Source organism: Bradyrhizobium sp. LHD-71 (assembly GCF_031157255.1).
Taxonomy (GTDB): domain Bacteria; phylum Pseudomonadota; class Alphaproteobacteria; order Rhizobiales; family Xanthobacteraceae; genus P52-10.
Map to the genome: position 1 here is coordinate 58069 of NZ_JAVIFX010000035.1, position 13216 is coordinate 71284.

General features: G+C 63.9%; 11 protein-coding genes. 2 read left to right on the forward strand and 9 right to left on the reverse strand.

Going from position 1 to position 13216, the window contains the following annotated elements:
* Nucleotides 1-73 precede the first annotated feature (73 nt).
* Nucleotides 74-505 carry a T6SS immunity protein Tdi1 domain-containing protein gene (locus RCO31_RS29845; RefSeq protein ID WP_308971952.1) on the forward strand — a complete coding sequence of 144 codons (432 nt, stop codon included), beginning with the start codon at nt 74-76 and terminating at the stop codon, nt 503-505.
* A gap of 83 nt (nt 506-588) precedes the next feature.
* Here RCO31_RS29845 and RCO31_RS29850 read toward each other — a convergent pair whose 3' ends face one another.
* From RCO31_RS29850 to rimP, 9 genes are all read right to left on the reverse strand, one after another.
* On the reverse strand, nt 589-1344 hold the full coding sequence (locus RCO31_RS29850; protein WP_308971954.1) for a superoxide dismutase: 756 nt from the start codon (nt 1342-1344) through the stop codon (nt 589-591).
* A 393-nt stretch (nt 1345-1737) separates the two neighbouring features.
* Complete coding sequence (gene pnp / locus RCO31_RS29855; protein ID WP_308971955.1) at nt 1738-3876, reverse strand: polyribonucleotide nucleotidyltransferase; 2139 nt, start codon at nt 3874-3876, stop codon at nt 1738-1740.
* A gap of 249 nt (nt 3877-4125) precedes the next feature.
* Nucleotides 4126-4395 (reverse strand): 30S ribosomal protein S15, encoded by a 270-nt coding sequence (rpsO, locus tag RCO31_RS29860; RefSeq protein ID WP_308971957.1) that lies wholly within the window; start codon nt 4393-4395, stop codon nt 4126-4128.
* 2 nt (nt 4396-4397) lie between these two features.
* The gene (truB, locus tag RCO31_RS29865; RefSeq protein WP_308971959.1) at nt 4398-5456 is read right to left on the reverse strand and encodes a tRNA pseudouridine(55) synthase TruB; all 1059 of its coding nucleotides are present in this window, start codon (nt 5454-5456) and stop codon (nt 4398-4400) included.
* Nucleotides 5453-5866: a 30S ribosome-binding factor RbfA gene (gene rbfA, locus RCO31_RS29870; protein ID WP_308971961.1), complete on the reverse strand. Its 414-nt coding sequence runs from the start codon at nt 5864-5866 to the stop codon at nt 5453-5455. The genes truB and rbfA overlap by 4 nt, the downstream gene beginning before the upstream one ends.
* 164 nt (nt 5867-6030) lie before the next feature.
* Nucleotides 6031-8643, reverse strand: a complete 2613-nt coding sequence (infB, locus tag RCO31_RS29875) for a translation initiation factor IF-2 (RefSeq protein WP_308971962.1) — start codon at nt 8641-8643, stop codon at nt 6031-6033.
* A complete protein-coding gene (locus RCO31_RS29880; RefSeq protein WP_308971963.1) occupies nt 8636-9418 on the reverse strand; it encodes an RNA-binding protein in 783 nt (260 codons plus the stop codon). Before RCO31_RS29880 ends, infB begins: the two co-directional genes overlap by 8 nt.
* Before the next feature lie 15 nt (nt 9419-9433).
* Nucleotides 9434-11041 carry a transcription termination factor NusA gene (gene nusA, locus RCO31_RS29885; protein WP_308971964.1) on the reverse strand — a complete coding sequence of 536 codons (1608 nt, stop codon included), beginning with the start codon at nt 11039-11041 and terminating at the stop codon, nt 9434-9436.
* Between the two features lie 2 nt (nt 11042-11043).
* Nucleotides 11044-11760, reverse strand: a complete 717-nt coding sequence (gene rimP / locus RCO31_RS29890) for a ribosome maturation factor RimP (RefSeq protein ID WP_308971966.1) — start codon at nt 11758-11760, stop codon at nt 11044-11046.
* A 388-nt stretch (nt 11761-12148) separates the two neighbouring features.
* On the opposite strand from rimP, the gene RCO31_RS29895 reads away from it, so the two are divergent.
* Nucleotides 12149-13150 (forward strand): DUF2336 domain-containing protein, encoded by a 1002-nt coding sequence (locus tag RCO31_RS29895; RefSeq protein ID WP_308971968.1) that lies wholly within the window; start codon nt 12149-12151, stop codon nt 13148-13150.
* Nucleotides 13151-13216 lie beyond the last annotated feature (66 nt).

Here is a 13216-nt window from a genome sequence, read left to right on the forward strand (position 1 = left end):
TCGGAGTGGATTGTTTTTGAAGCGCTCAGCGGTTCGCGACAATCGATCTCAACTTCGGGAAACTGTACACCCCATGCCGCGCGATCTGGCCATCTCATGTGAAGGCATGGACTGTAAGCCCCTTCTGAGCGAATGGCGTTGGCTTGTGCCGTCAGATGCGATCCCACTGATGATCGGTATTTTCGGCGACTGGATCTTTGGCGCGCCTGATGGATCGCATTGGCATCTCGACTTGCTCGAAGGTCAGTTTCAACAAGTCGCCAGAGATTCCACCGAGTTCAACGCCAGGAAGCGCGAAGAAAAATATCGCGATGAATGGTTTGGTGCGAACTGGGCCGATATTGCACTCGCCAAAGGCTTTCTTCCGAACGCCGACGAGTGCCTGGGCTGGAAGATTGCGCCTGTCCTGGGCGGCCCATTTTCCGTCGAGAACATGCAGGTGTTCTCGCTGATCGTGTATCAGCGTCTTAATGGGCAGCTTTTCCGGCAACTGTCACAAAAGTGAATCCTCGTCGTCATGTCCGCGAAAGCGGGATGACGACGAGCAAAGTGGCATCGACCTTGCCGACCCGATCGCGTCATGCTGGTTCACACGCCTAGCGTGCCGGCTTTGGCTGCGGCGTAGCGCTCGGTAATCTTCGTCCAGTTGACCGTATTCCACCATGCATTGAGGTAGTCGGCGCGGCGGTTCTGGTAGTTGAGATAGTAAGCGTGCTCCCATACGTCGTTGCCGAACAGCGCGCGCTTGCCGTCCATGATCGGGGTGTCCTGATTGGGACGCGCTTCTATCGCGAGCTTGCCGTCCTTGTCGACGGTGACGAACACCCAGCCCGAGCCGAACACGCCAAGCCCTTTGGCATTGACGTCGCTCTTCATCTTGTCGACGCCACCGAGATCACGGTCGATCGCCGTGAGCACATCGCTTGAAGGCTTGCCGCCGCTCGGGCTCATGATCTCCCAGAACATGGTGTGGTTGGCGTGGCCGCCCATATTGTTGCGGACGCCGGTGCGGATGGCCTCCGGCACGGCGTTGAGATTGGCCAGCACCTCCGTCATGGGTTTCTCGGCAATCTGCGGATTGTCCTTGGCGAAATTGTTCAGGCTGTTGACGTAGGCCTGATGATGCCGGGTGTAGTGGATCTCCATGGTCCGCGCATCGATATGGGGCTCCAGCGCGTTGTAAGCGTAACCGAGCGATGGAAGCTTGAATGGACCCGTCGGCGCTGCCGGAGCGGCAGCAGGCGCCGCGCCGCCGCCCTGAGCGAGCGCGCGAGGCGGCACTGTAGCGATAGCGGCAAGGCCGGCGGCGGCGCCAAGCAGATGGCGGCGGGAGATCGGGGACATCGAAATCATCCTTCATAGTTCGTTCCGAATGTTGCGGCTGTCGTCGAGGTCAACGCAAACCGCCCGACAAAGCAGCTTAAGACTTTGTTCTGAGACTACGAACAAAGGCTCTTCACAGTTCCGTGCGCGGCTGCACCAGTGCCGCCGATTTGAAACTCCTGCACCACCTGCGGCGAGCGCGTGCCAGGAATTTCAAATCGAAAAGCGGCACTGGAATCATATCCTTGCTAGTGTTCCTTATGTTTCCGAAGTTCGCATGTAGAGTGTGCCGCGAAGTGATGCGGACTTCGGAAACGGAACACTAACCGCGCATATCGCTGCGGTGAAATCGCGCGGCAAAAGCAAAAAGGGCGGCTCATGAAGCCGCCCTTTCGAGTTAGAGACGCGCGGCCGTTATTCGGCCGCGGGTTCGACCTTGGCCTTGGCTTCGAGATCCTCACCGGTGGTCTGGTCGACCGCCTTCATCGACAGCCGGGTCTTGCCGCGATCGTCGAAACCGAGCAGCTTGACCTTCACCTTGTCGCCTTCCTTGACGACGTCGGCGGTCTTCTGCACGCGGTTCGCCGCGAGCTGGCTGATGTGAACGAGGCCGTCCTTGCTGCCGAAGAAGTTCACGAATGCGCCGAACTCCATCACCTTGACGACCGTGCCGTCGTAGATGTGGCCGATTTCCGGATCGGAAGCGATCGACTTGATCCAGTTGATCGCCGCGCGGATCGATTCACCGTCGGAAGAGGCGACCTTCACCGTGCCGTCATCTTCGATGTTGACCTTGGCGCCGGTTTTTTCGACGATTTCGCGGATCACCTTGCCGCCGGTGCCGATCACCTCGCGGATCTTGTCGGTCGCGATCTTGAACGTCTCGATGCGCGGCGCGTACTCGCCGAGCTCGGCGCGAGCCGTGGTCAGCGCCTTGGCCATCTCGCCGAGGATGTGGATACGCCCGTCCTTCGCCTGGCCGAGCGCGACCTTCATGATCTCCTCGGTGATGCCGGCGATCTTGATATCCATCTGCAGCGACGTGACACCGAGTTCCGTGCCTGCCACCTTGAAGTCCATGTCGCCGAGATGATCCTCGTCGCCGAGGATGTCGGAGAGCACCGCATAACGGCTGCCTTCGAGGATCAGGCCCATGGCGATGCCCGCGGTCGGCCGCTTGATCGGCACGCCCGCATCCATCAACGACAGCGAGGAGCCGCAGACAGTCGCCATCGACGACGAGCCGTTCGACTCGGTGATCTCCGAGACGATGCGCAGCGTGTAGGGGAACTCATGGTGCGGCGGCAGCACCGGGCGCAGCGCGCGCCATGCCAGCTTGCCATGGCCGATCTCGCGACGCTTCGTTCCGCCGAGGCGGCCGGTCTCGCCGACCGAGTAGGGTGGGAAGTTGTAGTGCAGCAGGAACGTTTCCTTGTACGTTCCCGACAGCGCGTCGACATACTGCTCGTCCTCGCCGGTGCCGAGCGTGGTCACGACCAGCGCCTGCGTCTCGCCGCGGGTGAACAGCGCCGAGCCGTGAGCGCGTGGCAGCACGCCGGCTTCGGCGATGATGTTGCGCACGGTCTTCAGGTCACGTCCGTCGATCCGCTTGCCGGTGTCGAGGATGTTCCAGCGAACGATCTTGGCTTCCAGCTCCTTGAACACGCCGGCGACCCGCAGCTTGTCGAAGCGCGGCTCGGCGCCTTCGGGGAAGAAATGCGCCATGACCTTGGCCTTCGCGGCGTCGACCGCGGCATAGCGCTGCTGCTTGATCGGGATCGCGTAGGCTGCACGCAGATCCGGCTCGATCAGGCCGAGCATTTCCTTCTCGATCGCCTCGTTGTCGAGGGTCGTGACCTCGCGCGGCTCCTTCGCCGCCTTCTCGGCCAGCTTGATGATCGCTTCGATCACCGGCTGGAAGTGCTTGTGGCCGAACATGACCGCGCCGAGCATGACCTCTTCGGGCAGCTCCTTCGCTTCGGACTCGACCATCAGCACCGCATTGTTGGTGCCGGCGACGACGAGATCGAGCTGCGTCTCGGCCATCTCGTCCAGCGTCGGATTGAGCACGAATTCGTTGTTGATGAAGCCGACGCGGGCAGCGCCGATCGGGCCCATGAATGGTGCGCCTGACAACGTCAGCGCGGCGGAGGAGGCAACCATCGCCACGACGTCCGGATCATTTTCCATGTCGTGGGAGAGAACGGTGACGATTACCTGCGTCTCACAACGCCAGCCTTCGGCAAACAGCGGGCGGATCGGACGGTCGATCAGGCGGGAGACCAGCGTTTCCTTTTCGGTGGGACGGCCTTCGCGCTTGAAGTAGCCGCCGGGAATGCGGCCCGCCGCGTAGGTCTTTTCCTGATAATCGACGGTCAGCGGGAGAAAATCGACGCCTTCGCGCGGTGTCTTGGCTGCGACCACCGTTGCGAGCACCACCGTCTCGCCGTAGGTCGCCATGACCGCGCCGTCTGCCTGGCGCGCGATCTTTCCTGTCTCAAGTTTGAGCGGACGACCGCCCCAATCCAGTTCCACGGTTTGAATATTGAACATTTCGTCTTTCTTTCATGCGTTCGCGAAAACGACGAAAGCCATGAGCAAGACGGCAAAATGCTGATCCCGACGGCTGCGTCATGAGATCAGAATTTGGCGATCCTGCCATGGCTCTCTTCCCTCGCGGAAGATGCGGACGGTCTTGGTCCGCGCAAGACGGGGCTCCTTCCCGTCACCGCCCGATCGCCGGATTGCCATCGAGCGCAGCCAGCGGGCCACCAAAACGGCCCGCTTCATCCTTGGAGCACGTCAGCGGCGGATGTTGAGCCGCTCGATCAGCGCCTTGTAGCGCTTCTCGTCAGTCCTCTTCAGGTAGTCGAGCAGCGAGCGCCGCGTCGAAACGAGCTTCAAGAGGCCGCGCCGCGAATGATTGTCCTTCGCGTGGGTCTTGAAATGCTCGGTCAGATTGTTGATGCGTTCCGAAAGGATCGCGACCTGGACCTCGGGCGAGCCGGTGTCGTTGGCCTTGGTTGCATTCGTCTTGATGACTTCCGCTTTACGCGTCGCGGTAATCGACATCGTCAAACACCTTCATGTCGGAGCGGACTGGCAACCAGCCCGTTCAGGTTGAACACGCGCTTGGGGATGAGTTCGCCATTGCCAAGTTCGGCGAGGGCCAGAAGCCGTCCGCCGACGGTGACATAGACTGTGCCGCTCGAATTGGGCGCATCCCGTCCGCGCAACAAAACGGCCTGACCCCGGTGGAGTCTTGCCGCATCAGCCCGTGTGACGGCCAGTGCCGGGATGTCGTCCAGCGCGGTCTCAACGGGCAAAAGCGCGTCGGCGAGGTTCCCCTCGCCGGACGCGGCTCTATGACATACCGCCTCCAGTTCTTCCAGCGGAATCATGTCTCTTTCATCAAACGGGCCGCAGGCGGTGCGCCGCAGCGCGCTGACGTGGCCGAAACAGCCGAGCAGGCGGCCCATGTCGCGCGCCAGGGAGCGGACATAGGTCCCCTTGCCGCACTCCGCCTCGAACACGGTGTGATCGCTATCTGGCTGTTCCGAAAGGATTAATTCGTGGATCTCGACCGGACGCGGCTTCAGTTCGACAGCCTCCCCCTCGCGGGCGAGGTCGTAGGCCCGCTCGCCCTGGATCTTGATCGCGGAGTACTGCGGGGGAACCTGCTCGATCAGCCCGGTGAAGCGTGGCAGCAGGACCTGGATCGCATCGGCGGAGGGGCGGGCCTCGCTTGTCGCAACCGGCCGGCCTTCTGAATCATCGGTGTCGCGCTCTTCGCCCCAGCGCACCGTAAAGCGGTAGCGCTTGCGGCCGTCCATCACGAACGGCACGGTCTTGGTCGCTTCGCCAAGCGCAATCGGCAAGCCGCCGGAGGCGAGCGGGTCGAGCGTTCCGGCGTGGCCGGCCCGCTTGGCGGAAAACAGCCGCTTCACCACCGCGACAGCGTGAGTCGACGTCATGCCGACGGGCTTGTCGAGCACCACCCACCCGTGCACGTCACGTTTGTCGCGCTTCTTCTGCCGCGGCCTGTCTTTGCCCCTGTCGTGGCTCGTATCTTGGCCGGCATCCTGGCCTTCGGCCGGCGGCCGCGTGAGGCTATCGGTGTCGTTTTCGATCATTCCGGCTTGTCCAGATCCTTCTTGACTGCGGGTGTCTGCAGCAATCTTTCGATGCGTTCCGCCTCGTCGAACCGTTCGTCGGCGCGGAAGCGGATATCAGGCGCAAATTTCAGATTGACCCGATGGGCGATCTCGCCGCGCAGATATTTTCTGTTGCGCTCGAGCGCTGCGACAACGTCGCCGACATCGCCGCCGCCGAGCGGCATGATGTAGATCGTCGCGAGCTTGAGGTCGGCCGTCATGCGCACCTCGGGCACGGTGACGAGCCGTCCCTCGAGCACCGGGTCGTGCACATTGCCTTGGGCAAGAATGTCCGAGATCGCATGACGCACGAGCTCGCCGACCCGCAACTGTCGTTGCGAGCCGGCCGGCGACGATGCGGACACTCGGCCGCGTTGGTGGCGAGGCATCTTTCGCAAATCCAATGATCGTCACCATCCGCGACAAGCGGACGATGAGTTAATCCATCTCCAAACGAGAGGTTTCGAGGTCACTGGATGCCCCGCCCGAACGGCATAGCCTATGGGCGGAGCATGCCAGTCAGTTCAATTCATGCCTGCTGCGAGACTTGGACTCACAGCGAGCGCTGAATCGTCTCCACGCGATAGCACTCGATGACGTCGCCAGCGCGCATGTCCTGGTAGTTCTCGAAAGCCATGCCGCACTCCTGGCCGGCCGTGACTTCCTTGGCATCGTCCTTGAAACGCTTGAGCTGCGACAGCTTGCCTTCGTGTATGACGACATTGTCGCGGATCAGGCGGACGTTTGCACCGCGCTCGACCGTGCCGTCGGTGACGCGGCAGCCAGCAATCTTGCCGACCTTGGAGATGTTGAAGATCTCCAGGATCTGCGCGTTGCCGAGCATGGTCTCGCGGCGCTCCGGCGTGAGCAGGCCGCTCATGGCCTTTTTCACGTCGTCCACGAGATCATAGATGATGTTGTAGTAACGGATCTCGATGCCGTCGCGCTTCGCAGAATCCGCGGCCTCCTTGTGGGCGCGGACATTGAAGCCGATGATCGCCGCATTGAAGCCGCCGGCGAGCGTGACATCCGACTCGCTGATGCCGCCGACGCCCGCGTGCAGAATGCGTGCGCCGACCTCATCATTGCCGAGTTTTTCGAGCGAGCCGATGATCGCTTCCAGCGAACCCTGCACGTCGGCCTTGACGACCAGCGGGAAGTCCTTGCGGCCGGCGGTCTTGAGCTGGCTCATCATCTGCTCGAGCGAGCCGCGCATGCCGCTGGCACGCGCTGCCTGCTTCTCGCGCCGCTGGTGCGCGCGATAGTCGGTGACCTGGCGCGCCCGCGCTTCGTTCTCGACCACCGCGAGACGGTCGCCGGCTTCCGGCGGGCCGTTGAAACCAAGCACTTCCACCGGAACGGCAGGTCCCGCCTCGGTGACGGTCTCGCCCTTGTCGGAGATCAGAGCCCGGACGCGACCCATCTCGGCGCCGGCGACGATGATGTCGCCCACATGCAGCGTGCCGCGCTGGACAAGCACGGTGGCGACCGGTCCGCGGCCGCGATCGAGCTTCGCCTCGATGACCGTGCCTTCGGCCGGACGATCCGGGTTGGTCTTGAGATCGAGAAGCTCGGCCTGCAGCGAGATCAGCTCGAGCAGCTTGTCGAGATTGGTCTTGTTCTTGGCCGACACCTCGACTTCGAGAACCTCGCCGCCCATCGATTCGACCTGAACCTCATGCTGCAGCAGCTCGGTTCGCACGCGCTCGGGCTTCGCGTCCGCTTTGTCGATCTTGTTGATCGCGACGATCATCGGCACCTTGGCGGCTTTCGCGTGATTGATCGCTTCGACCGTCTGCGGCATGACGCCGTCATCGGCGGCGACGACGAGAATCACGACGTCGGTGACCTTCGCGCCGCGCGCACGCATCGCGGTGAACGCGGCGTGGCCTGGCGTGTCGATGAAGGTGATCTTGCCTCCGCTCGGCGCATCGACCTGGTATGCGCCGATATGCTGGGTGATGCCGCCGGCTTCGCCGGAGACGACGTTGGCCGACCGCAGCGCATCGAGCAGCGAGGTCTTGCCGTGATCGACGTGGCCCATCACGGTGACGACCGGCGAGCGCGGCACCGTATCCGTTGCGTGATCGTCGGCGACGTCGAACAGGCCTTCCTCGACGTCGGATTCGGCGACGCGCTTGACGGTGTGGCCGAGCTCCTCGGCGACGAGCTGCGCGGTGTCGGCGTCGACCACGTCGGTGATCTTCACCATCTGGCCCTGCTTCATCAAAAGCCGGATGACGTCCACCGCCCGTTCCGACATGCGGTTGGCGAGTTCCTGAATCGTGATGGCTTCAGGGATCGTCACTTCGCGAACGAGCTTTTCCTTCGGCTCGTCGGCGTGATGTCCCTTCAGGCGCTGGGTGCGGCGGCGGAACGAAGCCACCGAGCGCTCGCGAACCTCGTCGGCGTTCAAGGCCGTGACCAGCGTCAGGCGGCCACGGCGCTTTTCGGTCGCCGGACGCGCCGCGACTTTCGGGGCCACGGCAGGACGCGCGGGACTTCCGGGGCGGCGGACCTGGCGCGGACCTTCGTCCTCGTCAGCCTCGGTGGCGGCCACAGCCGGGCGTGCTGCGGGCGCAGACGCAGGCGTGCGTGCGGTCGTCGTCTGCTGGGCTGCCGCCGGCGACGTCTCGCCTTCGCCGAAACGCTTCTTGGCTTCCTGCTCGGCCTTCTTCTTCGTCTCTTCTTCGTGACGGCGGCGCTCGTCCTCGGCGGTCTTGCGGGCTTCGGCGGCCTCGCGCTCGGTGCGCTCGGCGGCTTCGCGGGCGGCGCGACGCGCGGCCTCCTCTTCGGCGATCCGCCGCTCTTCAACCTCGCGAACCTTGGAATCGGCAAGAGCGCTGGCGCGCGCGTTGCGCTCCTCTTCGGTCAGGCTGCGCAGCAGCACACCGGCGCCACGCTGCGCTCCTAGCCTCGTCGGCGCTGCAGGCGCTTGCGGGGCTGCAGGAGCCGCCTTTGGCGCAGGCGCAGCCGGCTTCGTTTCGACAGCAGCCGGCGCTTCACCGGGAAGGCGGCGCTTCGGCTTCTTCTCGACGACCACCTGTTTGGTGCGGCCGTGGCTGAAGCTCTGGCGCACGGTGCCCGTCTCCGCCCGCGGCTTGAGCGAGAGAGTCTTCGAGCCGACGCTGAGCGTCTTGTCGCCGGGTGTTTTCGTTTCAGCCATCCAGAGATCCTAAATCCTTATCGGGCGCGTGCGCCCGCGTCTTGCTACCTGAATTCTCGTTTGCCGTCTCGCCGGGCGCATTGGCCCGGAACCGGGCGAGGGCATTGCAGCGCGACAGGAAAGTCTTGCCGGCCGGGCCCGCAAGCAGCGCTGCATGTATCACATTTGCCCTGCCGAGTGCCAAATCCAATTCGGCGGAGGTCAGGGCGGTTATGATCGGAAAATCAGCCTGTAAACCGTCCGGTAGCGTTAACGGTGCCCTGCTGATCAGATTGTTGAGCTTGCGGATGCCGTCGGCGGCCCCGTCCGACGCATGGATCAGGGCGGCCACATCCGGCTTCCTGGTCGTATTTCCTTGCGGAAAGCCGGTGCCCGTTCGGGTGCGTTTCAGCGCGCTTTCGACCTTTGCAAAGCCGGAAACGACCTGCCCCGCCTTTGCGGCGATGGCCAGCGCTTCGGTCGCGCCTGAAACCATCAGCCGTTCGATGTCTGCGGCGAGTGTCGGCGACAGCCGGACCTCGCGCTTGAAGCCCTTGTGGAAGGTTCCGCGCTTGATGGCGGCGTCAAGCGCCGCTCGCGACGCGGTAATCCACAGGCCGCGTCCCGGCAGCTTGCGCTTCAGGTCCGGCGTCACCTCGCCGGACGGCGCGACGACGAAGCGGATCAGCTCGTCGGTGGCGCGCACCTGTCGCGTGAGCGCGCACATCCGCGCCGTCCCCGGCTTTGCCGTCCGGGGGCCGCTGTCGAGATGAGCCTCGTCCACGCTGGCAAGCATCCGTTTCGCATCTCCTTACGCCGTCTCGGACGTTTCGGTCTCGGCTTCCGCCGCCCCGGGCTTGGCGATGTCGGCCTCGGTGATCCAGCCGGCAGCGAGCCGCGCCTGCATGATCAATGCTTCCGCATCCTGGCGCGTCAGCTCGAAGCCTTCGAGAATGCCCGCCTGGCGCACATTCTCGCCGTCCTTGCGTTCGTTCCAGCCGATCAGATCGTCGGTGGCGCAGCCGGCAAGATCCTCGACCGTCTTGATGTCGTTCTCGCCGAACTTCACCAGCATCTTCGAGGTCACGCCGGGCACGTCCTTTACCGCGTCCTCGACGCCCAGTTCCTTGCGACGGGCCTCGATTTCGGCCTCGATCTGATCGAGGTATTCGCGCGCGCGGGACTGCAGCTCGGCTGCCGTCTCCTCGTCGAAACCTTCGATGCCGGCGAGGTCGCGCACATCGACCAGTGCAAGCTCCTCAACCGAGGAGAAGCCTTCGGACGCCAGCAATTGGCCGACGACCTCGTCGACGTTGAGCGCTTCCATGAACACCCGCGTCGAATTCTCGAAGTCGGCCTGACGGCGCTCCGACTCTTCCTGTTCGGTGAGGATGTCGATGTCCCAGCCGGTCAGCTGCGAGGCGAGACGCACGTTCTGGCCGCGCCGGCCGATCGCAAGCGATAGTTGGGAATCCGGAACGACGACTTCAATGCGCTCGCGGTCTTCGTCGAGCACGACCTTGGCGACTTCCGCCGGCGCCAGCGCGTTGACGACGAAGGTGGCGATGTCCGGCGACCACGGGATGATGTCGATCTTCTCGCCCTGCAGCTCGTTCACCACAGCCTGCACGCGCGAGCCGCGCATGCCGACGCAGGCGCCGACCGGATCGACCGAGGAGTCGCGCGAGATCACGCCGATCTTGGCGCGCGAACCCGGATCGCGTGCGACCGCCTTGATCTCGACGATGCCGTCGTAGATTTCCGGCACTTCCTGCGCGAACAGCTTCGCCATGAACTGCGGATGGGTGCGCGACAGGAAAATCTGCGGCCCGCGGGTCTCGCGGCGCACGTCGAACACGAACGCGCGGACGCGATCGCCGTTGCGGAAGACCTCGCGCGGCAGCATCTCGTCGCGACGGATGATGGCTTCGCCGCGGCCGAGGTCGACGATCACGCTGCCATACTCGACGCGCTTGACGGTGCCGTTGACGATATCACCGATGCGGTCCTTGAACTCCTGGTACTGCCGGTCGCGCTCCGCCTCGCGCACCTTCTGCACAATCACCTGCTTGGCGGATTGCGCGGCGATGCGGCCGTATTCCAGCGGCGGCAGCGTGTCGGCGATGGTGTCGCCGATCTGCGCTCCGGGATTGAGCCGTCGGGCGTCCTCCAGCGCAATCTGGTTCGACGGGTTTTCGACCTGCTCGACCACCAGCATGTGGCGCGAGAGCCGCAGCTCGCCCTTCTTGGCGTCGATCTCTGCATGCACGTCGGTCTCGCTGCCATAGCGGGCGCGCGCGGCCTTCGCGATCGCGTCCTCCATCGCAGCGATGACGATGCCGCGGTCGATGGATTTCTCGCGCGCGACGGCGTCGGCGATCTGCAGCAGTTCCAGCTTGTTGGCGCTGACAGCGGCCATCTTCAGTCTCCCTTCTGGCGCCCGGCGCGGCCGCTGTCGGCGGCGGCGAGGCGGTGTTGCTTCGTCTGATGAGGGGTCTTCTTCGCGGCCGCCTTCGCGTGTGGCGGCGGCGCCTTCTCAAGTCCGAGTTCCTGGCGCAGCGTGCGCTCGGCGGCCTTTCCGCGCCGCATCGATTCGGCGATCAAGGCGTCGGTCAGCACCAGCCGCGCTTCGGCGATATCTTCGATATTCAGGAGAACGTCGGCCTCGTCTCCGCTTTTGACGTCGTCCCGGCGCAGATGTGCGCGGTCGCCTTCGACGCCGAGCAGCAGGCCGCGGAACCGCTTGCGGCCCTCGTGCATCACCGCCATCTCCACCTTCACGAGATGTCCGGCGTTGCGTTCGAAATCGGAGCGGCGAACCAGCGGCCGATCGATGCCCGGAGATGAAATCTCGAGCCGATAGGCGCGATCGATCGGATCGGCGACGTCCATCACCGGCGACAGCGCCCGCGAAATCGCCTCGCAGTCCTCGATCAGCATCGAGCCGTCGGGTCTCTCCGCCATGACCTGCACAGTGGTTCCAGCCTCGCCGGAGATCCGGACCCGCACCAGCCGGTAGCCCATGCCGTTGAGCACGGGTTCCGCGACGGCGGACACGCGTGCGGCCATCCCCGGCTCGACCACCAGGCGCGGCTCGGTCAACAGGTCGACATTCGATGTACCAGCAGGGTCGTTCATCAAGCGGTAGCGATATCTGTCTGCGGTTGCGTTCGGGGCAGGTTTCGGCCTGCCGTCCCGGGTGCCCCGTTTGCCGGCGGCACCAGTCCTTCAGGTAATAAAAAAGAGCGGGTCCCGGGGGGCCCACTCTCAATCGGCGATCAGATCAAACTGACCGATATGAGAAACCATCAGCGAACGGAATATAGCGGTTTGGACAGTCTCCGGCAAGGGCTGGCGCTCTGCCGGACGGCGATTTCTAAGGGCTAACCGTTCGTTCACGGCCTGTCCCTATCGTGCCTGAAACAGGCCTCATACTGCTCTTTTTGCGATGCTCGCCGCCAAGCCTCCGCTTCAAAGCCTCAGTGAAATCGTCCGCGATGCAAGCCCGGAGCGGCGTGCGAGGGCCGTGCGCCGGCTCGGAACACTGTTCGCGGAAAGCGCGCAGCGCTTCAATGCGCAACATGTCGCGCTGTTCGACGGTGTTCTCAAGGGGCTTCTCGTCGAGACCGACGGTGAAGCCCGCGCCGAACTCGCAAGCTGCCTTGCCTGCCTCGTCAACGCGCCGCCGGCGGTCGTGTGCGAACTCGTCCACGACGACGAGATCAGGGTGTCGGGCCCGCTCCTGCGATCCTCGCCGCTGGTCGGCGAATTGATGCTGGTCGAGCTTGCAGAAGCGAAAAGCCAGCAGCACCTGCTCGCCATTTCGCAGCGGCCTGAGATTTCCGGAGCCGTCACCGACGTGATCCTGCGCCGGGGCGAGCGTGACGTCGTGCGAAGCGTCGCGCACAATGCCACTGCCGCTTTCTCGACAGAGGGCTATTCCGGCCTCGTTCAGCGCGCGGCCGACGACGGCATGCTGGCGGTTGCGGTGGGCCAGCGCGCGGATCTGCCGGCGCCGTTGCTGCAGCAGCTGTTGCGTGAATCGGTTGATCTTGTCCGCCGCAAGATGTTTCAGGCGGCGCACCCGGCCTGCAAGGCCAGAATTGCGCAGGCGATCGTCGAACTCTCGACCGAAAGCGACAAGACGCCGCGCAACTATGCGCAGGCGCAGAGAGCTATTGTCGAACTGCAGAGGACCGCGCGGCTCGATCAGGATGCGGTGGTGCAGTTTGCGAGTGCGCGCAGGTTGGAAGAGACCGTTGCGGCGCTCGCGGCGATTTCGGGACTGAGCCTCGAGGCGGTGGACCAACTCGTCACCAGCGGAAAGCGCGACCAGGTTCTCATTCTCGGCCGCGCGCTCGAGTTCGAATGGGCCACCGTGCGCCTGTTGCTCATGCTGCGCCTTGGGCCTGGCCGGATGCTGTCGGCAACAGATGCGGAGGACGCACGGATCAGTTTCGAGCGTCTGGCTCTGTCGATTGCGCAGCGGATGCTGAAGTTCTGGCGAGATCGCGGCAGCAGCGACTAGTGTCGTGGATCAGAAATTCGCGCCATCGTTGCCGCGAGTCCATCGTGCGAATTTCTGATCCATAAA

Excerpts from the sequence above, each read along its gene's own strand:
- RCO31_RS29845 (WP_308971952.1), top strand. The coding sequence starts at position 74 with ATGCCGCGCGATCTGGCCATCTCATGTGAAGGCATGGACTGTAAGCCC.
- RCO31_RS29850 (WP_308971954.1), bottom strand. The coding sequence starts at position 1,344 with ATGTCCCCGATCTCCCGCCGCCATCTGCTTGGCGCCGCCGCCGGCCTT.
- pnp (WP_308971955.1), bottom strand. The coding sequence starts at position 3,876 with ATGTTCAATATTCAAACCGTGGAACTGGATTGGGGCGGTCGTCCGCTC.
- rpsO (WP_308971957.1), bottom strand. The coding sequence starts at position 4,395 with ATGTCGATTACCGCGACGCGTAAAGCGGAAGTCATCAAGACGAATGCA.
- truB (WP_308971959.1), bottom strand. The coding sequence starts at position 5,456 with ATGATCGAAAACGACACCGATAGCCTCACGCGGCCGCCGGCCGAAGGC.
- rbfA (WP_308971961.1), bottom strand. The coding sequence starts at position 5,866 with ATGCCTCGCCACCAACGCGGCCGAGTGTCCGCATCGTCGCCGGCCGGC.
- infB (WP_308971962.1), bottom strand. The coding sequence starts at position 8,643 with ATGGCTGAAACGAAAACACCCGGCGACAAGACGCTCAGCGTCGGCTCG.
- RCO31_RS29880 (WP_308971963.1), bottom strand. The coding sequence starts at position 9,418 with ATGCTTGCCAGCGTGGACGAGGCTCATCTCGACAGCGGCCCCCGGACG.
- nusA (WP_308971964.1), bottom strand. The coding sequence starts at position 11,041 with ATGGCCGCTGTCAGCGCCAACAAGCTGGAACTGCTGCAGATCGCCGAC.
- rimP (WP_308971966.1), bottom strand. The coding sequence starts at position 11,760 with ATGAACGACCCTGCTGGTACATCGAATGTCGACCTGTTGACCGAGCCG.